This window comes from Pseudomonas spirodelae (genome assembly GCF_034653255.1).
In the GTDB taxonomy this organism is placed as follows: domain Bacteria; phylum Pseudomonadota; class Gammaproteobacteria; order Pseudomonadales; family Pseudomonadaceae; genus Aquipseudomonas; species Aquipseudomonas spirodelae.
The window spans coordinates 82,799-106,510 of sequence record NZ_JAYEET010000039.1 but is presented as its reverse complement, the minus strand read 5'-3'; the positions used below and the strand labels follow the sequence as shown (position 1 = coordinate 106,510).

The 23,712-nt window shown below is 61.7% G+C and carries 15 protein-coding genes; 8 read left to right on the top strand and 7 right to left on the bottom strand.

Annotation, left to right across the window (positions count from 1 at the left end):
- Position 1: 1 nt before the first annotated feature.
- The 3 genes from waaF to glnE all read right to left on the bottom strand — a co-directional run bounded on the left by waaF (position 2) and on the right by glnE (position 5,102).
- Positions 2-1,036: a lipopolysaccharide heptosyltransferase II gene (gene waaF / locus SOP97_RS12260; protein ID WP_274087181.1), complete on the bottom strand. Its 1,035-nt coding sequence runs from the start codon at positions 1,034-1,036 to the stop codon at positions 2-4.
- A gap of 123 nt (positions 1,037-1,159) precedes the next feature.
- Positions 1,160-2,083 (bottom strand): branched-chain-amino-acid transaminase, encoded by a 924-nt coding sequence (gene ilvE, locus SOP97_RS12255; protein WP_274087180.1) that lies wholly within the window; start codon positions 2,081-2,083, stop codon positions 1,160-1,162.
- Between the two features lie 70 nt (positions 2,084-2,153).
- Complete coding sequence (gene glnE, locus SOP97_RS12250; RefSeq protein ID WP_322949332.1) at positions 2,154-5,102, bottom strand: bifunctional [glutamate--ammonia ligase]-adenylyl-L-tyrosine phosphorylase/[glutamate--ammonia-ligase] adenylyltransferase; 2,949 nt, start codon at positions 5,100-5,102, stop codon at positions 2,154-2,156.
- A gap of 266 nt (positions 5,103-5,368) precedes the next feature.
- Here glnE and aceE point away from each other — a divergent pair, with 266 nt between their 5' ends.
- Positions 5,369-8,014 carry a pyruvate dehydrogenase (acetyl-transferring), homodimeric type gene (gene aceE / locus SOP97_RS12245; protein WP_274087178.1) on the top strand — a complete coding sequence of 882 codons (2,646 nt, stop codon included), beginning with the start codon at positions 5,369-5,371 and terminating at the stop codon, positions 8,012-8,014.
- An 11-nt stretch (positions 8,015-8,025) separates the two neighbouring features.
- Positions 8,026-9,702, top strand: a complete 1,677-nt coding sequence (gene aceF / locus SOP97_RS12240; protein WP_274087177.1) for a dihydrolipoyllysine-residue acetyltransferase — start codon at positions 8,026-8,028, stop codon at positions 9,700-9,702.
- Positions 9,703-9,768: 66 nt separating this feature from the next.
- Here the strand turns inward: aceF and SOP97_RS12235 are convergent, their stop codons facing one another.
- Positions 9,769-10,731 carry an IS1595 family transposase gene (locus SOP97_RS12235; RefSeq protein WP_274089703.1) on the bottom strand — a complete coding sequence of 321 codons (963 nt, stop codon included), beginning with the start codon at positions 10,729-10,731 and terminating at the stop codon, positions 9,769-9,771.
- Positions 10,732-10,847: 116 nt separating this feature from the next.
- Positions 10,848-11,378 carry a hypothetical protein gene (locus tag SOP97_RS12230; protein ID WP_274089091.1) on the bottom strand — a complete coding sequence of 177 codons (531 nt, stop codon included), beginning with the start codon at positions 11,376-11,378 and terminating at the stop codon, positions 10,848-10,850.
- 77 nt (positions 11,379-11,455) lie between these two features.
- Between SOP97_RS12230 and SOP97_RS12225 the strand changes: the two genes are divergently transcribed.
- Together SOP97_RS12225 and msrA are read left to right on the top strand one after the other, a co-directional pair.
- The gene (locus tag SOP97_RS12225) at positions 11,456-14,095 is read left to right on the top strand and encodes a putative bifunctional diguanylate cyclase/phosphodiesterase (RefSeq protein WP_274089090.1); all 2,640 of its coding nucleotides are present in this window, start codon (positions 11,456-11,458) and stop codon (positions 14,093-14,095) included.
- 66 nt (positions 14,096-14,161) lie between these two features.
- Positions 14,162-14,809, top strand: coding sequence for a peptide-methionine (S)-S-oxide reductase MsrA (gene msrA, locus SOP97_RS12220; RefSeq protein WP_274089089.1), 648 nt, complete (start codon positions 14,162-14,164; stop codon positions 14,807-14,809).
- Between the two features lie 14 nt (positions 14,810-14,823).
- Here the strand turns inward: msrA and SOP97_RS12215 are convergent, their stop codons facing one another.
- Together SOP97_RS12215 and SOP97_RS12210 are read right to left on the bottom strand one after the other, a co-directional pair.
- Positions 14,824-16,431, bottom strand: a complete 1,608-nt coding sequence (locus SOP97_RS12215; RefSeq protein WP_274089088.1) for an FMN-binding glutamate synthase family protein — start codon at positions 16,429-16,431, stop codon at positions 14,824-14,826.
- A 63-nt stretch (positions 16,432-16,494) separates the two neighbouring features.
- Entirely contained in the window at positions 16,495-17,340 is an 846-nt protein-coding gene (locus SOP97_RS12210; RefSeq protein ID WP_274089087.1) for a 23S rRNA (adenine(2030)-N(6))-methyltransferase RlmJ, read from the bottom strand.
- Between the two features lie 245 nt (positions 17,341-17,585).
- On the opposite strand from SOP97_RS12210, the gene SOP97_RS12205 reads away from it, so the two are divergent.
- The 4 genes from SOP97_RS12205 to SOP97_RS12190 all read left to right on the top strand — a co-directional run bounded on the left by SOP97_RS12205 (position 17,586) and on the right by SOP97_RS12190 (position 23,677).
- Entirely contained in the window at positions 17,586-18,776 is a 1,191-nt protein-coding gene (locus tag SOP97_RS12205; protein ID WP_274089086.1) for a YbfB/YjiJ family MFS transporter, read from the top strand.
- Positions 18,773-19,816: an NAD(P)H-dependent flavin oxidoreductase gene (locus SOP97_RS12200; protein WP_274089085.1), complete on the top strand. Its 1,044-nt coding sequence runs from the start codon at positions 18,773-18,775 to the stop codon at positions 19,814-19,816. Before SOP97_RS12205 ends, SOP97_RS12200 begins: the two co-directional genes overlap by 4 nt.
- Before the next feature lie 82 nt (positions 19,817-19,898).
- The gene (locus tag SOP97_RS12195; RefSeq protein ID WP_322949331.1) at positions 19,899-21,716 is read left to right on the top strand and encodes an acyl-CoA dehydrogenase; all 1,818 of its coding nucleotides are present in this window, start codon (positions 19,899-19,901) and stop codon (positions 21,714-21,716) included.
- A 215-nt stretch (positions 21,717-21,931) separates the two neighbouring features.
- On the top strand, positions 21,932-23,677 hold the full coding sequence (locus SOP97_RS12190) for a potassium/proton antiporter (protein ID WP_274089083.1): 1,746 nt from the start codon (positions 21,932-21,934) through the stop codon (positions 23,675-23,677).
- Positions 23,678-23,712 lie beyond the last annotated feature (35 nt).

The window sequence follows — 23,712 nt, the reverse complement described above, 5'->3', positions numbered from 1 at the left end:
ACTATTCAACCTCAACCGGATCACTGACCAGGCGATCCAACGCCTCGATCACCGGGCGCGGCTTAAGCTGGCCCAGGCAGTTGTAATGGCCGAAACGGCAGGTACGCTCGAAGCAGGGGCTGCACTCCAGGCCCAGGCGGACGATTTCCACCTGCTCAGCCAGCGGCGGGGTAAAGCCCGGCGAGGTTGAACCGTAGACCGCCACCAGCGGGCGATTCAACGCCGCCGCCACATGCATCAGGCCGGAGTCGTTGGACACCACGGCGCCCGCACACGACATCAAGTCGATCGCCTCGGCCAGACTGGTCTCGCCGGCCAGGTTGCTGGCTTCTTCACGCAGGCCAGGAATCAGCCGGCTACGGATATCTTCACCGACCGCATGATCATTCTTCGAGCCGAATATCCACACCTGCCAACCGGCGCGAATCTTCAGCTCGGCAACTTTGGCGTAGTGCTCGCTCGGCCAGCGTTTGGCTTCACCGAACTCGGCACCGGGACACAGCGCCAGCACCGGCCGATCCAGGCTTAAACCGAACTTAGCGAGCGCGGCATCGCGGCTCTGTGCATTGATCTCTAGTGCCGGGCGCGGATACGGCTTCGGCAGCTCGGCACCTGGCTCGAAAGCCAGCGCCATAAACCGCTCGATCATCAGCGGGTAGCGTTCTTTGTCCAGAATGCGAATGTCATTGAGCAGGCCGTAACGCAGCTCGCCTTTCCAGCCGGTGCGTTTGGGGGTACCGGCGAAGAATGGCACCAACGCGGACTTGAGCGAATTGGGCAGCAGAATCGCCTGATCGTACTGGCCCGCCAGGGACTTGCCGATCTTGCGCCGCGTCGCCAACTCCAGCACGCCATGGCCGAGCGGAAAGCTCAGGGCCTGACGCACTTCGGGCATGCGCTCGAGAATCGGCCGACTCCACTCGGGGGCCAGCACATCGATTTCACAGCCAGGGTGGCGCTGCCGCAGACACTGAAACAATGTCTGCGCCATCACCATGTCACCCACCCAGCTGGGGCCTACGATCAGTATTTTCATGCCACTTCCAGAAACGACCAAGGAGGCTTTCGCCTCCCGGACAGACTCAACACTCGGCTATCAGCCTAGCCTGCACGCCCGACGGGTATCGCAATGCTCAACCCATCCGACGCAGCAGGCCGCTTACTTAACTAGGGTACGCCACTCGGCATGGGCATCGGTTTTACCGGTGACCAGGTCGAAATAGGCAGTTTGCAATTTCTCGGTGATCGGTCCGCGACGACCTGCACCGATCTGCCGACCATCGACTTCGCGAATCGGCGTCACTTCGGCAGCCGTGCCAGTGAAGAAGGCCTCGTCGGCGATATACACCTCATCGCGGGTGATGCGTTTCTCGACCACGTCAATACCGTGCTCGGCCGCCAGGGTCAGGATGGTGTTACGGGTAATACCGTTCAGGCACGAGGTCACTTCCGGGGTGTAGATCACGCCGTTCTTGACCAGGAAGATGTTTTCGCCCGAGCCTTCGGCCACATAGCCTTCCGGGTCCAGCAACATGGCTTCATCGGCACCACCGGAGACCGCTTCCTGCAGCGCCAGCATGGAGTTGATGTAGTTGCCGTTGGCCTTGGCGCGGGTCATCGAGATATTCACGTGGTGACGGGTAAAGGAGCTGGTGCGCACCTTGATCCCCACCTGCAGGGCTTCATCGCCCATGTAGGCGCCCCAGCTCCAGGCCGCGACGATCACCTGGGTTTTCAAGCCGCTGGCACGCAGGCCCATGGCTTCAGATCCGTAGAACACCATCGGGCGGATATAGGCGCTTTCGAGGTTGTTCTCACGCACCGCGGCCCGGGTGGCTTCGTTGATTTCGTCTTTGCTGTACGGAATCTTCATGCCCATGATGTGGGCCGAGTCGAACAGGCGGTCGGTGTGTGCCTGCAGACGGAAGATCGCCGTGCCCTGCGGCGTGTTGTAGGCGCGCACGCCCTCGAACACGCCCATGCCGTAGTGCAGGGTATGGGTCAGCACGTGAGTGGTCGCGTTGCGCCACGGCACCAGTTCGCCGTCATACCAGATCACGCCATCACGATCAGCCATCGACATAGTTGCCTGCTCCTCAAACTCGATTGGTACAACGTTGGCCGGCCACCCTGGGCGCCCGACATCCTTATATTCAGCTCAAACCCAGCGCTCGCCAGATGCGCATCACCGTGTGCCGCTCCTCGGCAAACTGCTCACCGCTGACCACCCCAGGTTGCTTTTGCAGGGCCTGGCGATGTGCCGCTGAGCGGTAAGCCTTGTAAATATCCTGCAGCAAACGGGCATCTTCCCCCGGCAACAAGCCGGCCCGCTCCAACCCTTCCAGAATGCGAATATTATCGGTGAACTCAAGCAATTCCGGGTACTGGCGCGACCAGGCCAGGGCCGCGTATTGCACCATAAATTCAATATCGACGATACCTCCGGCGTCCTGCTTGAGGTCGAACGGGGCCGTAGCCTCGAAGGCATTCGCCGCGGTGCCGGCGGCGGTGGCCTTGCTGCCGAGGTTGTCACGCATCTTCGCGCGCATCTCGCTGACTTCAGTGCGCAGCGTCTCCAGGTCGCGCTCACGCCCCAGCACTGCGGCGCGCACCGCCTCAAACGCCTTGCCGACGCGCGCACAACCGACCAACACCCGCGCCCGCACCAGCGCCTGATGCTCCCAGGTCCAGGCCTCGCCTTGCTGATAACGCTCGAACGCGCCCAGCGAGCTGACCAGCAAGCCGGACGCACCGGAAGGCCGCAAACGCATGTCCACCTCATACAGCTGACCGGAGTTGGTCTGCGTGGTCAGCAGATGAATAATGCGCTGACCGAGGCGATTGAAGAATTGCGCACCGTCGATGGACTTTTCACCATCGGTTTCCGCGTGCGGATCGCCATCATGGATAAACACCAAGTCGAGGTCCGAACCGTGGCCCAGCTCGATACCGCCGACCTTGCCGTAGCCGACGATGACGAAATCCGGATTACAGAGACTGCCATCAGCACGACGCGGCACACCGTAGCGGCTCACGGTGTGGTGCCAGGCCAGAGCGAGTACCTGATCGAGAATCGTCTCGGCCAGCCAGGTCAGGTAATCGCTGACTTTCATTAATGGCAGGCTGCCGGCAATTTCCGAGGCCGCGACGCGCAAACGATGCGCCAGCTTGAAATGGCGCAGCGCCTCCATTTGCTGCTCCAGGTCCTCCTCGGGAATCCGCATCAAGCGCTCGCGCAGCTCGGCAGCCAGCTCGGGGGCCAGCGGCGGATTAAATAGCCGCCCTTCGTTGAGCAGCTCATCGAGCAACAGCGGGAAGCGGGTGATCTGCTCGGCGATCCACGGGCTGGCCGCACACAGGGTCAGCAACCGCTGCAAGGCATTGGGGTTCTCGGTGAGCAGCACCAAGTAAGCCGAGCGCCGCGCCACGGCTTCAATCAGCGGCAACACACGCTCCAACACCAGATCCGGGTTAGCGTGCTCGACGGTTTGCACCAGCAAGCGTGGAATAAAGGCATCCAGGCGCTCACGACCCAGGCGCTGCATGGCACGCACCTGATTACTGTTGCGCAGCCCCAGCAGTCGCCGCCAGGCCGCTTGCGGCTCGGCAAAGCCGGCCTCAGCCAATTGCCGACACGCTGATTCTTCGTCCTGCATATCGTCCCACAGCGGCAGCCATTCGCAGCCCACCGCCGCCTCGGCCGGCTCGCCGCCCTCCTCTTCATCAGGGTCGGCAATCACCTGGCGGAAGTGCCAGTCGACCCGGCCACGCCAGTACATCAACTGTTCGTGGAACGCCTGCCAGCTGTCGAAGCCCATGATAAAAGCCACGCGCGCGCGGTCTTGATCGTTGTCCGGCAGCATCTGCGTCTGCCGGTCGTCGATGGCCTGCAGGGCATGCTCGGCATAGCGCAGGAAGGCATAGCCATCACGCAGTTCATCGGTCACCGCCGCCGGTAAGTAGCCTTGGTCGCGCAGGGTATTCAGCACCGCGAACAGAGAGCGCTGCTGCAGGCTCAGGTCGCGCCCGCCATGGATCAGCTGGAAGGCCTGGGCGATAAACTCCACCTCGCGGATACCACCAGAACCCAGCTTGATGTTCTCAGCCATGCCCTTGCGCCGCACTTCCTGCTGGATCAGCTGCTTCATCGCGCGCAGCGCTTCAATCGCCGAAAAGTCCAGGTAACGCCGGTAAACGAAGGGCCGCAACATCTCCAGCAACTGCGCGCCGGCAGCCTGATCGCCGCCGACCACCCGCGCCTTGATCATCGCGTAGCGCTCCCAGTCACGGCCCTGGTCTTGGTAGTACTGCTCCAAGGCATTAAAACTGAACACCAGCGAACCGGAGGAGCCATAGGGGCGCAAACGCATGTCGGTGCGAAACACGAAACCATCGACGGTGATCACGTCCAGCGCCTTGATCAGCTTCTGGCCGAGACGGATAAAGAACTCCTGATTATCCAGCGGACGCTTCACGCCTTCGGTCTCGCCACCTTCGGGATACCCGAAGATCAGGTCGATATCCGACGACAAATTGAGTTCATGGGCCCCGAGCTTGCCCATCCCCAGAATCACCATCTGTTGCGCCTGCCCCGTATGCCGACCGATGGGCGTGCCAAATTGCACACAATGGCCCGCATAGAGCCACTGATAAGCCAGATCGATACAGGCATCGGCTAAATCGGAGAGGTCGCGACAGGTTTCAATCAGATCAGCCTGGCGACTGATATCACGCCAAATAAGGCGCACCTGCTGACGGTTGCGAAAACGCCGCAAGCGCCGCGCCAGCTCATCTTCATCGGCGCACTCAACCAATGCCTGCGCCAGTTGACTGCGCAGCTCGCCCACACCGAGGCTGCGCTCCAGCTCACCACTGGCGGCCAGATCGAGCAGCATCTGCGGATCACGCTCGCCTTGCAGCACCACGAAATCGCTAGCCGCCACCACGCGCTGCAAGGCCGCGCGGCGCGCACTCGGCCAGCCCGCATAAGCCGCCGAAGCAGCATGGGAGAGCCCGGCAAACGCCTGCCGCAGAGACTGCTCGGCACGTGTTGCAAGAGGGGCTAGGGCAGCGGGTAAAGAGGCCAGCGCGGGCAGGCTCATGGTCTATCCTTTTTAACGATCTGCCAGCGCGCCGAACCTCGACGGGAAACCCCACTCAAAGAGCCTGCAGCGGCACTAGCAGAAAATAATTGTAGTTTTACTACCAAAGATTGTATCCAAAAGGCTGAAATCGGCGCCGGAATGTAGTAAAACTACACACAGCCGGTCCTACCCCCGGTCAATCCAAGAATTCACGCGGCCACTCACGAAGTCGTCCGCGAAACCTGGCCTCCGATTCTGGAAGCCTTTCCGCCCTGGAGCAAGCCATGCAAGACCTCGATCCCGTCGAAACCCAGGAATGGCTGGACGCCTTGGAATCGGTTCTCGACAAAGAAGGCGAAGACCGTGCCCATTACCTGATGACCCGTATGGGTGAACTCGCGACCCGCAGCGGTTCGCAGTTGCCTTACGCGATCACCACGCCGTACCGCAACACCATCCCGCTGACCCACGAAGCACGCATGCCTGGCGACCTGTTTATGGAACGCCGCATTCGCTCGTTGGTGCGCTGGAACGCCTTGGCGATGGTGATGCGCACCAACCTGAAAGATTCCGATCTGGGTGGTCACATTTCCAGCTTCGCCTCCTCCGCGACGCTGTATGACATCGGTTTCAACTACTTCTTCCAGGCTCCGACCGAGGAGCATGGCGGCGACCTGATCTTCTTCCAGGGCCACGCCTCGCCCGGTGTTTACGCCCGTGCCTTTATGGAAGGTCGCATCACTGAAGACCAGATGAACAACTTCCGTCAGGAAGTCGATGGTCAAGGCCTGTCGTCCTACCCGCACCCGTGGCTGATGCCAGACTTCTGGCAGTTCCCGACTGTCTCCATGGGCCTCGGTCCAATCCAGGCAATCTACCAGGCACGCTTTATGAAGTACCTGGAAGCGCGCGGCTTTATCCCAGCCGGCAAGCAGAAAGTCTGGTGCTTTATGGGTGACGGCGAGTGCGACGAGCCGGAATCCCTCGGTGCGATCTCCCTGGCTGGCCGCGAGAAGCTGGACAACCTGATCTTCGTCATCAACTGCAACCTGCAGCGCCTCGACGGCCCAGTACGCGGCAACGGCAAGATCATCCAGGAACTCGAAGGCGTGTTCCGTGGCGGTGGATGGAACGTTAACAAGGTGGTTTGGGGCCGTTTCTGGGACCCACTGCTGGCCAAAGACGTCGACGGCATCCTGCAGCGCCGTATGGACGAAGTCATCGACGGCGAATACCAGAACTACAAGGCCAAGGACGGCGCGTTCGTCCGTGAGCACTTCTTCAACTCGCCAGAACTCAAAGCGATGGTGGCGGATCTGTCCGACGACGAGATCTGGAAGCTCAACCGTGGCGGCCACGACCCGTACAAGGTCTATGCGGCCTACCACCAGGCGGTCAACCACAAAGACCAGCCAACCGTCATCCTGGCCAAGACCGTCAAGGGTTATGGCACCGGTGCCGGCGAAGCGAAGAACACCGCGCACAACACCAAAAAAGTCGACGTCGACAGCCTTAAGCAGTTCCGCGACCGCTTCGACATTCCGGTTAAAGATGACGAGCTGGAAAACCTGCCGTTTATCAAACCAGAAGCCGGCAGCGCCGAAGCGCGCTACCTGAGCGAGCGCCGCGAAGCACTGGGCGGTTTCGTGCCACAGCGCCGCGCCAAGAGCTTCAGCATCCCGACGCCGCCACTGGAAACCCTCAAGGCCATCCTCGACGGCTCGGGCGACCGTGAAATCTCCACCACCATGGCCTTCGTGCGGATCCTCGCGCAGCTGGTCAAGGACAAGGACATCGGCTCGCGCATCGTCCCGATCATCCCGGACGAAGCCCGTACCTTCGGTATGGAAGGCATGTTCCGCCAACTGGGCATCTACTCCTCGGTCGGCCAGCTGTATGAGCCAGTCGATAAAGACCAGGTGATGTTCTACCGCGAGGACAAGAAGGGCCAGATTCTCGAAGAAGGCATCAACGAAGCCGGCGCCATGAGCTCGTTTATTGCGGCGGGTACCTCGTACTCCAGCCACAACCAGCCGATGCTGCCGTTCTACATCTTCTACTCGATGTTCGGTTTCCAGCGTATTGGTGACCTGGCCTGGGCCGCTGGCGACAGCCGCACCCGTGGCTTCCTGATCGGCGGCACCGCCGGCCGTACCACGCTGAACGGCGAAGGCCTGCAGCACGAAGACGGTCACAGCCACATGCTGGCGGCGACCATCCCTAACTGCCGCACCTATGATCCAACCTACGGCTATGAGCTGGCGGTGATCATCCAGGACGGCATGAAGAAGATGACCGAAGAGCAACAGGACGTCTTCTACTACATCACCGTGATGAACGAGTCCTACCAGCAGCCAGCCATTCCGCTGGGTGTTGAGGAAGGCATCATCAAGGGCATGTACCTGCTCGAAGAAGACAAGAAGGAAGCGGCGCACCACGTGCAACTGCTCGGTTCCGGCACCATCCTGCGTGAAGTGCGCGAAGCGGCGAAGATCCTGCGTGACGAGTTCAACGTCGCGGCAGACGTGTGGAGCGTCACCAGTTTCAACGAACTGCGCCGTGATGGCCTGGCCGTAGAACGCAGCAACCGTCTGCACCCGGGCCAGAAGCCTAAGCAGACCTACGTGGAAGAATGCCTGGGCGGCCGTAAAGGCCCAGTGATTGCCTCGACCGACTACATGAAGCTGTTCGCCGAGCAGATTCGCCAGTGGGTACCGAGCAAGGAATTCAAAGTCCTGGGCACCGACGGCTTCGGCCGCAGCGACAGCCGCAAGAAGCTGCGCCACTTCTTTGAAGTGGACCGCAACTGGGTTGTCCTAGCTGCCCTGGAAGCCCTCGCCGACCGTGGCGATATCGAACCTAAAGTGGTGGCCGAGGCCATCGCCAAGTTCGGCATCAACCCGGAAAAACTCAACCCACTGGACTGCTAAGGAGCGAAACGATGAGTGAATTGATTCGCGTACCCGACATCGGTGGTGGTGAGGGTGAAGTAATTGAACTGATGGTCAAGGTCGGTGATCGCATCGAGGCTGATCAGAGCCTGCTGACCCTGGAGTCGGACAAGGCCAGTATGGAAATCCCCGCGCCGAAAGCCGGCGTGGTGAAAAGCCTGAAAGTGAAGCTCGGCGACACCCTGAAAGAAGGCGACGAGCTGCTCGAACTGGACGTTGAAGGCGATGCCGAAGCAGCGCCTGCGGCTCCAGCTGCAGCACCTGCTGCCGAAGCGCCGAAAGTCGCCGAAGCCGCTGCGCCAGCACCTGCTGCGGCCTCACCAGCAGCCAGCAGCGTACAAGACGTGCATGTGCCGGATATCGGCTCGGACAGCAAGGCCAAGGTCATCGAAGTGCTGGTCAAGGTTGGCGATACGGTCGAAGCCGACCAGTCGCTGATCACTCTGGAGTCGGACAAGGCGAGCATGGAAATCCCCTCGCCGACTGCCGGCGTGGTGGAAAGTATTGAGGTGCAACTGGATGCCGATGTTGGCACTGGCGACCTGATCCTCAAGCTCAAGGTTGCCGGGGCTGACGCCCCAGCAGCACCCGCTGAAAAACCAAGCCAGAGCCCAGCGCCCGCCGCTTCAAGCACCAGCGAAACCCACAAGGTACCTGCTGGCGCCAACCCGGCCATTGCCGCTGAAGTCAGCGCCATTGCCTCGCTCTCCGCCGCGGCCGCCAATGTGGCCGCCATGCCCAAGCGCGATGGCGCCAAGGTGCATGCGGGGCCGGCCGTACGCTTGCTCGCTCGCGAGTTTGGTGTCGAGCTGGCAGTCGTACCGGGCAGCGGGCCGAAAGGCCGCGTGCTCAAAGAGGACGTGCAGGCTTACGTCAAAGCGATGATGCAGAAGGCCAAAGAAGCCCCAGCCGCCGGAGCAACCGGTGGTGCCGGCATCCCACCGATCCCGGTGGTGGACTTCAGCAAGTTTGGTGAAATCGAAGAAGTGGCGATGACCCGCCTGATGCAGGTCGGCGCCAACAACCTGCATCGCAGCTGGCTCAACGTGCCTCACGTGACTCAGTTCGATTCGGCCGATATCACCGAGCTGGAAGCCTTCCGCGTTGCGCAAAAAGTCGTGGCGGAAAAGGCAGGGGTCAAACTCACCGTACTGCCGCTACTGCTGAAAGCCTGCGCCTTCCTGCTCAAGGAGCTGCCGGACTTCAACAGCTCGCTGGCACCAAGCGGCAAGGCGATCATCCGCAAGAAGTACGTGCACATTGGCTTTGCCGTGGACACCCCAGATGGTCTGCTGGTCCCAGTGATCAAGAACGTCGATCAGAAGAGCTTGCTGCAACTGGCTGCCGAAGCCGCCGCTCTGGCGGAAAAAGCCCGCACCAAGAAGCTCTCCGCTGACGACATGCAGGGCGCGTGCTTCACCATTTCCAGCCTCGGCCACATTGGCGGCACCGGCTTTACCCCGATCGTCAACGCGCCGGAAGTGGCGATTCTTGGCGTGAGCAAGGCGACCATCCAGCCAGTCTGGGACGGCAAAGCCTTCCAGCCCAAGCTGATGCTGCCGCTGTCACTGTCCTACGACCACCGGGTGATCAACGGTGCCGCGGCGGCGCGCTTCACCAAGCGTCTGGGTGATGTGCTTGCGGACATCCGCACCATGCTGCTGTAACGCTTCAACTTTCGAGCCGCCACGCTCGTAACCTCGACCCCGCCTTCTTGGCGGGGTTTTTTTTGGCTATGTCCCAATAGCGTGTTGCACAGTTCGCCCAACCGCTTCCTGGATGCAGTGAGTCGGCTCAATACGCTGCTGATAACGCTCAAGCATGCGGCGCCAGCCCAGATAGTTCGGGAGGTAGCGGGTGGCTACACCGTGAAAGCGAGTCATCCAGCTCTTCAGGCGGCTGTGGTAGGCGTTAACGTTCTGAATGTGGAACGCGCCCTGTTGTACCCGCTCGCCAGGTCGTGAGTGGACGACATGGTGAGTGATGCCCTGGACGCGGGCAAAGCTGGCGTAGACTGCGGCACCATCGCTGCACAGCACCGCCTCTCGGTCGATCAGCGGCAGTAAAGCTGCTCGCACATGCTCGGCATCGAGCTTCTCTAGCTTGAAGTCTGCGGTATGCCCCTCGCGATCACGCACCACCATGACCGGAATTTGATCCTTGCCCGTGCCGCGTGTTTTGCCCACGCCGCCCCTTTGGCGGGGTGCTCGTGGCAGCTTGCGCTGCCCCTTGAAGGACTCCAGAAAGAACGTCTCATCGACCTCAACGATTCCTGCTTCATGTGCTGCGTGATGTTGGGCCGCGCAGGCTAGGAAGCGGTGTCGCCAGAGAAAGGCCGTGTTCTTGCTGATGCCACATCGCTTGGCCGCCTTGCGCACGCTCAGGCCTTCGATCAGCGCTTGGGCGTAATCCTTCCAGCGTCCGGGATAGTGCAAACGAGCAAGGCCACTGCTCGAAACCGCCGAACAGGTGCGCCGACAGGCCCGACAACGATAACGCCGTAAGCCACGCGACCAACCCCAGGGAGCAAGTTGCTCTGCCTTTGCCTGGCAGTGTGGACAGCTCTGAAGCGCTGGCAAGCTATCAAGAACCTCCATTGTCGGCGGTTCCTGCAACGCCTGATGAAGTGCAGATTTTTGCTTGCTGCTGAGCTGGCTCACCTGAGCCAGCCAGCGCTGAAAGACCTGAGTATCCATGGTGGGCAGACCTCACGAGCTGATGCCTGCCCTAAATCTTAGTCCTTGCAACACGGTATTGGGACATAGCCTTTTTTTTGCCTCAATCTTTACACCACGCAATGAACAACAGCGGCTTAGCCTTTCTGCAGATTACGAATCAGAAAGCTCAGGGCTTTGGCCAGCTCGGCGGCGCCCTGGTGATCACGCACGATAGTCAGCAGCGGGCTGCCATCATTGGGGTTGTGCAGCACACAGCTGATGCCGCTGCTCGGGCATTCGTAACGCACAAAGGGGTCAACCCCGAACAGCGCCACCCGCTGGTTGCGCACGGCGATATCTGTACCCTGCTGACCACGGATTTCCTCACGCAGCAGCAGTTCGCCTGGCGCGCCTTCGCGCACTTGATAGAGCCTGTCTTGACGCTGCGCCTGGCCGACCTGATAGGCGGCGCGCAGGGCATAGGTTTTGAGTAAATCATTGCAGTGGGCCAGCAGCGCTTGGCGCTCATTTTCGGTCAGGTACAGGCGCTTCAGTTCAAGCAGATAATTGCCCTGCTCAGCACTGCTCAAACCCGCGCCCGATTCAGCAGCGGATACCGGCGAGGCGGCTATCGCGCTGGTCAACAGCGCGGCGGATATTAGTTTTCTTGTCAGTCGCAATTGCATGATGCACCCTTACCCGACGCTGTAAATAAAGTGAGTCGATTGCCGCCTCGATCAGCATACTGGAAGCCAGCCCTCGAATGAAAAACCATCCCGATGCCGCGAGTCGTTTAGCGGCCGAGGTTGTGACGCAGTTGCCAGTGCCTTCGCGCCTTGGCTTGCTGCGTTTCGAGCGGTTGAATGAGGCCAACTGGCCCTTGCTGTACCTCGACGCCGGTTGCGAGCAACAATTCGGCCTGCCCGCGCAGGCGCTCTGCTCCCTGCTCGATGCGCCCTACGCCAGCCTGATGGAGCCCGCGGCTCGCTACCAGCTGCACGACAGCATCCAGCAGCAGCTGGCCAAGCATCGGCATTACAACGTGCAATACCACCTGTACACCCCGCGTGGCAGCCTGACCCTGATGGAAACCGGCGAAGCCTTTAAACAGCGCGACCGGCATTTGCTGCGCGGCTACCTGCTGGTGATGACCGAGCAGAACACCGCCTCACCACAAACACTCGAGCTTTACCAACGCAGCCAGGCCGACCTGCAGGCCCAGCAGCGCCGCACCCACGCCCAACAACAACTGATTGTCAGCCTCGCACGGCATCATTACGGCGACAGTGATCCCTTGCGTGAAGCGGCCGAACTGATCAGCCAGCGTGCCTGCGAGTTGTATGGGGTCAACCGCGTCGGCATCTGGAACCTCAAAGGGCACATGCTGCAGCCAATGGCCCTGTATCAGCAGGACGAGGGCCATATCTCGCAGGCGGACATTGACGCCAGCCCTTACCCCGCTTACCTACAAGCCCTGCACAGCGGTCGTGCGCTGGACGCCCACAATGCGCAGCAAGACCCACGCACACGTGAGCTTGGCGACAGCTACCTCCACCCCATGGGCATCACCGCCATGCTCGACGCCAGCATCCGCATCGCCGGTGAAGTGGTGGGCGTGCTGTGCCTGGAACATATCGGCTCAGCACGCACCTGGCAGGCCGACGAAATTGCTTTTGCCGGTGAGCTGGCCGACCAATACGCGCACGTCCTGGCGAACCAGCAACGGCGCTCGGCCACCAATGCCCTGCACCTGTTCCAGCGCGCCGTCGAACAAAGCTCCAGCGCCTTTATCCTGCTCGACCGCGACGGATTGGTGGAGTACGTCAACCCAAGCTTTACCGCCATCACCCTGTACAGCGCCAGCGAAGTACAGGGCCGCCGCCTCTCCGAAATACCCGCGCTGGAAAACCTCAGCGACTTGCTGTTCGACGCCACATCCAGCCTGGCCGAACACACCAGCTGGCAGGGCGAATTCAAAAGCCGACGGAAAAACCTCGAGCCTTATTGGGGGCAGTTATCGCTGTCCAAGGTGTATGCCGACGACGGCAGCCTGACCCACTACATCGGCATCTACGAAGACATTACCGCCAGCAAGCAGGCGCAGCAGCATATCGAGCGCCTGGCCTTTCGCGACAACCTCACCGGACTGGGTAATCGCTATGCCTTTATTCGCTCGCTCGAAAGTCATTTTCGCGAACACCCCGGCAAGCCGATCAGCTTGCTGCTGGTGGACATCGATAACTTCAAGCGGATCAACGACAGCCTCGGCCACCAGACCGGCGACAAACTGCTGATCAGCCTGGCCCGTCGCTTGCGCAATACCCTGTCGCCGAGCAACGTGCTGGCACGCTTTGCCAGCAACGAATTTGCCGTGCTACTGGAGACCAACCAAGCCGATAGCCAGTTGATGGCGCAGAAGCTGCTGCACACCTTGGACAAGCCACTGTTCGTCGACAACCAGCTGATCAGCGTCACCGGCTCTATCGGCCTAGCCTGCGCGCCTGAGCACGGTGACGACCCACAGACCCTGATGAAACACAGCGGCTTGGCGCTGCACAAAGCCAAGGCCAACGGTAAGAACCAGCTGCAGGTGTTTACCGACACGCTGAATGCCGAAGCGCATTACAAGCTGTTCGTCGAGAGCAACCTGCGCCGGGCGCTGATGCAGAACGAACTGGAAGTGTTCTACCAGCCCAAGCTGTGCCTGAAGAGCGGCAAGCTGTTGGGCCTGGAGGCGCTGTTGCGCTGGCACCACCCGGAAAAAGGCATGATCAGCCCGGACAAATTCATCAGCGTGGCGGAAGAAACCGGCTTGATCATCCCCATCGGCAAATGGGTGGCACGCCAAGCCTGCCGCATGAGTAAACAGCTGACGGCCGTCGGTTATAGGCCCCTGCAAATCGCCATCAACCTGTCACCCAAACAGTTCTCTGACCCTGACTTGGTCGGGGAGATCGCCACCATCCTGCAGGAAGAACAACTCGACCCAGCCCTGCTGGAGCTTGAGCTCACAGAGAGCCTGCTGCTGGAAGCCACCGACGACACACGCCAACAACTCAATAGCTTGAAAAGCTTGGGCCTGACCCTGGCCATGGATGACTTCGGCACCGGTTATTCCTCGCTCAGCTACCTGAAGAAATTCCCCATCGACGTGATCAAAATTGATCGCAGTTTTATCAAGGACATTCCCGAGAACCAGGACGATATGGAAATCACCTCTGCGGTGATTGCCATGGCCCATAACCTGAAACTCAAGGTGGTGGCCGAGGGTATCGAGACGGCCGCGCAGCTGAATTTCCTCCGCCGCCAACACTGCGATATCGGTCAGGGCTACCTGTTCGACAAACCCATCGCCGGGCGCGATCTGCTGGAAAGCCTGAAGCGCTACCCACATCGCGGCTAATCGGCCTGTAACAAGTCCGCCGGTTAACGGTCTATGACACACATGCATCTGCTGAGGAAATGGCTCATGGTTCTGCGCTCGCAAATTCTCGCCCACAAACTCGAACTGCCGACTGCCGAGCAAGCGCTACCCGGCCGCGCCACAGCCATGGCGGTGCCCGCCGCGCATTTCGTCAACGGCAATGCACTGCAGGCACCCTTCCCGGCCGGCCTGCAACAAGCAGTGTTTGCGCTGGGATGTTTCTGGGGGGCTGAACGGCGTTTCTGGCAGCAACCCGGCGTATGGAGCACAGCGGTCGGCTATGCCGGCGGCCATACGCCCAACCCGACCTATGACGAAACCTGCTCGGGGCTGACCGGGCATACCGAAGTGGTGCTGGTGGTCTTCGACCCGCAACTGACCAGTTATGACGCACTGCTGAAAGTGTTCTGGGAAGCGCACAACCCCACTCAGGGCATGCGCCAGGGTAACGACACCGGCAGCCAGTACCGCTCAGCGATCTACTGCTACGGCGCCGAACAGCTAGCCGCCGCTCAGGCCAGCCAAGCCGCGTTCCAGGCCGAGCTGGACAAGGCCGGCTTCGGCCCGATCACCACTGAAGTGCGTGAAGCGCCGCCTTTCTACTACGCCGAAAGCTACCACCAGCAATACCTGGCGAAAAATCCAGGCGGCTATTGCGGCCTTGGCGGCACGGGTGTGTGCCTACCGGCCTAAGTTGCCGCAGGGGGTCAGGCCGGGGCGAAGCTGCTGGCCTGCGCCATGTGCCACATCCGCGAATAGAACTCCCCGGACACCTCGCCACTGAGCAGCTCGCCCGGCTTGAGGAATATATGCAACTGCGAGTACAGCTTGATCTCACTCGCCGACATGCGCCGCACCAGGTGCTTCGCTTCCACCTGTGAAGGATGTTCTAGCCCGGCCGCAGCGAGCATCTCCGCCAACGCCTTGAGGGTGTTGCGATGGAAGCTGTGCACCCGCTCAGCCTTGTCCGGCACCACTAACGCGCGTTGACGCAGCGGGTCTTGGGTGGCCACGCCGGTTGGGCATTTGTTGGTGTGGCACGACTGGCTCTGAATGCAGCCGATGGCAAACATAAAGCCCCGCGCCGAATTGGCCCAATCGGCACCCAGCGCCAGCACACTGGCGATATCAAAGGCGCTGACAATCTTGCCGCTGGCGCCAATGCGGATCTTGTCGCGTAAGCCAATGCCAACCAGGGTGTTGTGCACAAAGAGCACGCCCTCACGCAGTGGCACACCAATGTGATCGGTGAATTCCACCGGCGCCGCGCCGGTGCCGCCTTCCTTGCCATCGACCACGATAAAGTCCGGCAGAATTCCGGTCTCCAGCATGGCCTTGGCAATCCCCATAAACTCCCACGGATGACCCAGGCAGAACTTGAAGCCCACCGGTTTGCCCGCCGACAGCTCGCGCAACTGGGCGACAAACTGGAGTAACTCGATGGGCGTGGAAAACGCGCTGTGGCTGGCCGGCGAGACGCAATCCTGGCCCATGGGCACGCCGCGAGTCTGGGAGATTTCGGCGGTGATCTTGTGTTTCGGCAGAATCCCGCCGTGGCCCGGCTTGGCGCCCTGACTGAGTTTGATCTCAATCATCTTCACCTGCGGGTTGGCCGCCTGCGCGGCAAACCGCTGCGGATCAAACTGACCGTTTTCCTGGCGACAACCGAAATAACCGCTGCCCAACTCCCAGACCAGATCGCCGCCATGCTCGCGGTGATAAGGGCTGATGCTGCCCTCGCCAGTGTCGTGATAAAAACCGCCGAGCTTGGCGCCTTGGTTCAACGCGCGAATCGCATTGGCGCTGAGCGAGCCAAAGCTCATGGCCGAGATATTGAACACCGATGCCGAGTAAGGCTGGGGGCACTGCGGGCCGCCAACACTGACGCGAAATCCGCTGGGGTCGACATGCGCGGCCGGTAGCATCGAGTGGCCGATAAACTCAAAACCGCTCTGGTACACATCCGTTAGAGTGCCAAAGGCCTTGTCCGCACTCTCATTTTTCGCCCGCGCATACACCAGCGAGCGCTGCGCCCGCGAGAACGGCAGCTGCTCGCTGTCGGACTCCAGCAAGTATTGGCGAATCTCCGGGCGAATCGCTTCAACCAGATAACGGATGTTACCGAGGATCGGGTAGTTGCGCCGCACCGCATGGCGACTCTGCAGCAGGTCGTTGAGGCCCACCGCGCTGAGCAGCGCGGTGATCAATAACACCGCCCATAGCCAGGCATGCCCTGCCACAAACGGCAAACCACCGAGGGTGAAGAGCACGCAGAAGGCAAAAAAGGCGTAGCGGTTCAGCAGCGACAAACTCATACAAGCTCCTTGCGGTATGCGGTGTTGCAAAACGTCAGACAACCGGGCCTTCGCCAGCAAGTCTTAGGCGGTTTTTTCCTCAATCAGCCAATCCATGCGCCAGCCGCCCTGCGTTTGCCCGAGCAACTTGGCCAGCCAGGGCAGAATCTGCTTAAGCTCATCTTCCAGGCCCCACGGCGGATTGCTGATCACCAGGCCAGAGCCATTAAGCCGCGTCGGCTCATCGGTGGAATGCACATAAAGCTCCACACGCAGCAGCGTCGGCGCTTTGCTCTTTTCTACGCCACTGTAAAAACGGCGCAGCTGACGTAGGTCCTTGATCGGGTACCAGATTGCGACCACGGCTTGGCGCATGCGGCTGATCGCTTCGCTCAACGACTGAGCGCAGCGCTCCATTTCGTCGGCCTGCTCAAACGGCGGATCAATCAGCAGCAGCGCGCGCTTCTCGCGGGTCGGCAGCAAGGCGCGTGGCACATGCCAGCCTTCGCCCAGGTGCACGGCCGCGCGGCGGTCGCCCCGCATATTTTCCTTGAGCAGGCGGCCATCTTCCGGGTGCTTCTCATTAAGGTGTAAACGGTCCTGCTCGCGGGTCAGCAAGCGCGCCAGTTCCGGCGAGCCGGGATAATGGCGCAGCTCGCCATCCGGATTCATCGCACGGATCACTTCCAGATAGTCCAGCAGCGGGTCTGGCACGTCCGAGGCTTGCCACAGCCGGGCGATGCCTTCGAGCCATTCGCCGGTGCGGCTGGCCTGGTCGCCGCGCAGGTCATACAGGCCAATACCGGCATGACTGTCGAGGTAGGCAAAGGGCGCCTCCTTGCGTGACAGCAAGGCAATCAGGCGGCTAAGGACATAGTGTTTCAGTACATCGGCATGGTTGCCGGCGTGGAAGGCGTGGCGGTAGTTCATTGGGCGGACTCCTGTGGCCGCACAGTTTAACCGCTTCGTAAGGCCTGCAAATGGTTAGCGCTCGGCAATGGTTCACACAGCAGTGCCAACAAGCGCTGCTGCGCAGTGTCGGCGCCGCCGCCAGGTGCGCCACGACACGCTGAACGGAATGCGCACTTAACGTGAACATCACACTGGATATTCTTCACTGGCCGTCGTTAAGCGCCAACCGTTACTGTAGCGCCAGCCTGCCAACGAGAGCCCCCATGCAACCTGCTTCCCCACGCCAGATTTTCCTTGCCCTGTTCGCCGGCGGTGCTGCGCTGGTGGTGGTACACGCGCTGGGCCGCTTCGCCTTCACCCCATTGCTGCCGCACTTTCTCGCCGACCAGCTGTTCAGCCTTGAGCAGGGCGCACAGCTGGCCAGCTGGAACTACCTCGGCTACCTGCTCGGTGCGCTGCTGGCATTGCCTCTGTACACGCCGGCGCGCTTGCGCCTGGCGTTGCCCTTGGCGCTGCTGCTCAATGCCCTGCTGACGCTGGCGCAGGGTTTCAGTGAGAACTTCCTGCTATTGCAGGCGCTGCGCCTGGCCAATGGCATCAGTAACGGCGTGGTCTTTGTACTGGCCCCGGCGCTGGTACTGGAATGGCTCGCTGCACGCCAACGGGCCAGCCTCAGTGGCCTGGTCTACCTGGGTTTCGCCGCTGGGCTGTCGTTGGCCGGTTGGCTGGCCGACGCACCGGCGTCCTGGCTGCACGGCCCCGAACGCTGGTGGCCGATGGCAGCTATTGCCCTGCCGCTGGCCTTGCTCAGCGCCTGGCTACTTAGCCGCCTGCAGCTGCACCAGCGGCATAGCGCGCCGGTCGCCAACCGCAGCCGCTTGTTTGACCGTGCCAGCACTCCGCTGTTTCTCGCCTATGCCGGCGCGGGCCTGGGTTACATCCTGCCGATGACCTTCCTGCCGACCCTGGCGCAGGAGCAATTACCGCCTGGGCACAGCCTGATCAGCGGCGCCTGGCGCTGGACGGCCCTGGCCTGCCTGATTTCGATCCCGCTATGGAATGCGCTGGGCGCGCGCTTCGGCGACCGTCATGCCTTGCTGGCCACCTACCTGCTGCAAGCGGTGGGCTGCGCCGCGCCCTGGCTGTTCCCCAGCGCCGGCGGTGTCCTGCTGTGCGCCGTACTCGTGGGAGGCAGCTTTATGGGCAGCGTGCTGCTGACTCAACGCCTGGCGCGCACCCTACAACCGCATCAAGGCCCTCGGCTGTCGGCGGCCCTGATCGCCTTATACGGCGGCGCGCAATTGGCAGGCCCCTGGCTCGCAGGGATGTGGCTGACCTTCGGCGGCAGCCTCACGCAAAGTTTCGCCCTAGGCGTTGCCGCCATGCTCTGGGCACTCGTATGGACCTGGTTCACCCCCGCCGCCAACCCTGCCTCAGGAGCGCCGCATCCATGACCCTGCAATCACTACTCGGCTGCACCCTGCCACTGATCCAGGCCCCCATGGCCGGCTCGCACAACCACACACTGACTGCCGCCGTGTGCAATGCCGGCGGCCTTGGTTCGCTCGCCTGCGCGCTGTTCGATGCCAGTGCGTTACGCCTCGAACTAGAAGCCCTCACACGCAAAACCACGCAGCCGTTCAACCTGAACTTCTTCTGCCACACCCCGCCGCGTGTCGATGCCGCCCGCGACGCGGCCTGGCGCACAGCGCTAAGACCTTACTACGCCGAACTCGACATCGATCCGGCCAGCATCAGCAGCGGCCCCGGTCGCCTACCGTTTAGCGCCGAGATGGCCGACGTGCTCGATGAGTTCCGCCCAGCCGTGGTGAGTTTTCACTTCGGCCTGCCCGCCGCCGAGTTGCTGGCGCGGGTCAAGGCGTGCGGCGCAAAGGTGCTCAGTTCGGCGACCACGGTCGAGGAAGCACGCTGGCTAGAAGCCCATGGCGCTGATGCGATCATCGCCCAAGGCCTGGAAGCCGGCGGCCATCGCGGCATGTTCCTCAGCGAAGACCTCAACCGCCAGCTCGGCACCTTTGCCTTGCTGCCGCAGATCGTCCAGGCCGTGCAGGTACCCGTGATCGCCGCCGGCGGCATTGCCGATGCTCAGGGCGTGCGCGCGGCCATGGCCCTCGGCGCGAGTGGCGTGCAGGTCGGCACCGCTTACCTGTGTTGCGACGAGGCCAGCACCAGCGCGATCCACCGTGCGGCCCTGCTCAGCCCGGCGGCGCAACATACCGCCCTGACCAACCTGTTCAGCGGGCGCCCAGCGCGCGGCATCGTTAACCGGGTGATGCGTGAGCTGGGCCCAATCAGCCCACTGGCGCCGGCCTTCCCGTTGGCAACCAGCGCGATTGCACCGCTGCGCAGCCAGGCAGAGAGCCAGGGCAGCGGCGATTTCTCCCCGCTCTGGGCCGGCCAAAACACCCGCGGCTGCCAGGCCATCGGCGCCGCCGAGCTGACGGCGCAATTGGCCCAAGGTTTCACGCACTGAGCCTTTATCACGCCGGTTTATAGTGCTGGGAGCTGCGCCGCAGGCTGCTTAGACTCGGCCCATTGCAACCGGAGGTATAAGCATGTCCGAGTCCCTGCTCAGTTCCCGTAACCTGGCCTTCGAGCTGTATGAAGTGCTGGACGCCGAAGGCCTGACCCAGCGCGAGCGTTTCGCCGAGCACAGCCGCGAAACCTTTGATGCTGCCATCGACACTGCGCGCAGCATCGCCGAGAACCTGTTCGCTCCGCACAATCGCAAGAACGACGAACACGAGCCAGAGTATATCGACGGCGCTGCGGTGCTGATCCCTGAGGTCAAGCCGGCGGTAGATGCCTTCCTCGAGGCGGGCTTTCTCAATGCTACCCGCGAGTTCGAGGTCGGCGGCATGCAGCTACCCAACCTGCTTTCGCAGGCCTGCTTTGCGCACTTCCAGTCGGCTAACGCGGCGACCACCTCGTACCCATTCCTGACCATGGGCGCGGCCAACCTGATCGAGAACTTCGGCACGGCCGAACAGAAGCAACGCTTTCTGCAGCCGATGATCGATGGGCGTTTCTTCGGCACCATGGCGCTGACCGAGCCGCACGCCGGCTCGTCACTGTCGGACATCCGCACCCGCGCGGAACCTGCCGAAGACGGCACTTACCGGCTCAAGGGCAACAAGATCTTTATCTCCGGCGGCGATCACCCGCTCAGCGAGAACATCGTGCACATGGTGCTGGCCAAGCTGCCGGACGCACCTGCCGGGGTGAAGGGCATCAGCCTGTTTATCGTGCCGAAGTTCCTGGTCAATGACGACGGCAGCCTGGGCAAGCGCAATGACGTGGTTCTAGCGGGCCTGTTCCACAAGATGGGCTGGCGCGGCACCACCTCTACGGCGTTGAACTTCGGCGATAACGGCGACTGCGTCGGCTATCTGGTGGGCAAGCCGCACCATGGCCTGAGCTACATGTTCCAGATGATGAACGAAGCGCGCATCGGCGTCGGCATGGGCGCGGTAATGCTCGGCTACGCCGGCTACCTGTATTCACTGGACTACGCCCGTCAGCGCCCGCAAGGTCGCCTGCCGGATGGCAAAGACCCCACCTCCAGCCAAGTGGCGATCATCGAACACGCCGACGTGCGGCGCATGCTGCTGACGCAGAAAGCCTATGTGGAGGGCTCGTTCGATCTCGGCCTATACGCTGCTCGCCTGTTCGACGACACCCTGACCCTCGAGAGCGAAGAAGAGCGCCGCAGCGCCTTGGAGTTGCTCGACCTGCTCACCCCGATCGTCAAATCCTGGCCGTCTGAGTTCTGCCTCAAGGCTAACGAACTGGCGATCCAGATTCTCGGCGGCCACGGTTACACCCGCGATTACCCGGTGGAGCAGTATTACCGCGACAACCGCCTGAATCCGATACACGAAGGCACTCACGGCATCCAGTCCCTCGACCTGCTCGGCCGCAAGGTGTCGATGAACGGCGGCGCCGCGCTCAAGCAACTGCTCAAGCTGATCCACGGCACCTGCCAACGTGCCGAAGCCCATGCCTCGCTGACCACCCTGCGCCAGCCGCTGGAGCAACTGCTGGCAAGGCTGCAAGCGGTGACCTTGGCACTGCTCGGCGACCTGATGGGCGGCAAAGTGAATGAAGGCCTGGCCAACTCGGCGCTATACCTCAAGGTCTTTGGCCATACTGTGATCGGCTGGCGCTGGCTGGAGCAGGCGATCCGCGCCGAAGAGGGCCTGGCACGCCTGACTAATAAAGAGGCCAACGCCGCCGATGTCGACTTCTACCAAGGCAAGCTGCAGGCCGCGCGTTACTTCCTCACCTGGGAAGTGCCGAGCTGCCACCACGACCTGGCCATCCTCGAAGCCCGCGACGACACCTGCCTGAGCATGCAGGATGCCTGGTTCTAAAAACCTGCAGACGCTTAGCTGCAGGTCCTCGCATGCGTTCATTGCATCGCCCTAGCTCGACAGGGCGTAACAGGTTTTTAAGCGCATAGCATGCTGTTACAACACGCCCGGCCGATGCCGGGCGTTTTTTTCAGCGGCAAATTCGAGCAACGGTTAGAATCGCTGGCACGCGCCATGCATAGTGGCACGCTCACCACCCGCACGGAGTACGCGCCTTGGATGCCAGCACCATCAATAATCTTTTTTTGGTCGGTGGTGTGCTGGTCGCAATGAGCATTCTCGTCAGCGCGTTTGGCTCGCGTTTCGGCATCCCCATCCTGGTGATTTTTCTCGGCGTCGGCATGCTCGCCGGCACCGACGGCCCGGGCGGCATCATCTTCAACAATTACCCGCAAGCCTACCTGGTCGGTAACCTCGCGCTGGCGATCATCCTGCTCGACGGCGGCATGCGCACCCGCGTGTCGAGTTTTCGCGTGGCCTTATGGCCCTCGCTTTCCCTGGCCACGCTGGGGGTACTGATAACCGCCGGGCTGACGGGCATTGCCGCGGCCTGGCTGTTCGACCTGACGTGGATGGAAGGCTTGCTGATTGGTGCCATCGTCGGCTCCACCGATGCCGCCGCCGTATTCAGCCTGCTCGGCGGGCGTGGCCTCAACGAACGGGTCAGCGCCACCCTGGAAATCGAGTCCGGCAGTAACGACCCGATGGCGGTGTTTCTTACCGTTACCCTGATCGCCATGCTCGGCAGCGGCCAGGACGGCATTAGCTGGAATCTGCTGATCCAGCTGGTGCAACAGTTCGGCATTGGCGCACTGCTCGGCTTAGGGGGTGGCTGGCTGCTGCTCAACCTGATTAACCGCATGGAGCTGGCCAAGGGCCTGTACCCACTGCTGGTGGTCAGCGGCGGCCTGATCATCTTTGCCATCACCACGGCGGTGGGCGGCAGCGGCATTCTGTCGATCTACCTGTGCGGCCTGCTGCTGGGCAACCGGCCGATCCGCTCGCGCCACGGCATTCTGCATATGCTCGACGGCCTGACCTGGCTGGCGCAGATCGGTATGTTCCTGGTCCTCGGCCTGCTGGTCACCCCGCACGAATTGCTGCCGATTGCCTTGCCGGCACTGGGCTTAGCGCTGTGGATGATCCTCTTCGCGCGGCCGTTGTCGGTGTTCCTCGGCCTACTACCGTTCCGCGCCTTCCATGACCGCGAGCGGGTCTTTATCGCCTGGGTAGGCCTACGCGGCGCGGTGCCGATTATTCTCGCGGTGTTCCCGCTGATGGCCGGGCTGCCGAATGCCCAGCTGTTCTTCAATGTGGCGTTCTTTATCGTACTGGTCTCATTGTTGCTGCAAGGCACCAGCCTGCCATGGGCCGCCAAGCTACTGCGGGTGACCGTGCCGCCGGAGCCTGCGCCAGTATCACGTGCCGGCCTGGACGTGCACCCGACCAGCCAGTGGGAGCTGTTTATCTATCGCCTCGGCGCGGAAAAATGGTGCATTGGCGCGGCGCTGCGTGAGCTGAAAATGCCTGAAGGCACACGTATCGCCGCGCTGTTCCGTGGTATGGAACTGCTGCACCCTTCCGGCAGCACGACCCTGGAAGCCGGCGATTTGCTCTGTGTGGTGGGCCACGAAAATAACCTGCCCGCACTCGGCAAACTGTTCAGCCAGGCCCCGAAACGCGGCCAGGACCTGCGCTTTTTCGGTGACTTCGTGCTTGAAGGCGATGCTGAACTGGCTGCCGTTGCCGCGTTGTACGGTTTGAAACTGGAGGGTGCCGAAGGCCAACTGCACCTGGGCCGCTTTATTGCCCATAAGATTGGCGGCGAGCCGGTGATCGGCGACCAGGTGGAATGGCAAGGCCTGACCTGGACAGTGGCCGCAATGGAAGGGAACAAGATCCGCAAAGTCGGCGTCAGATTCCCCGAAGGCAGCCGCCCAGGCCCTGGGCTCTTCCTCTAACAGTCTGTTTACGCCCGGCTGCACGCCAGCCTTAA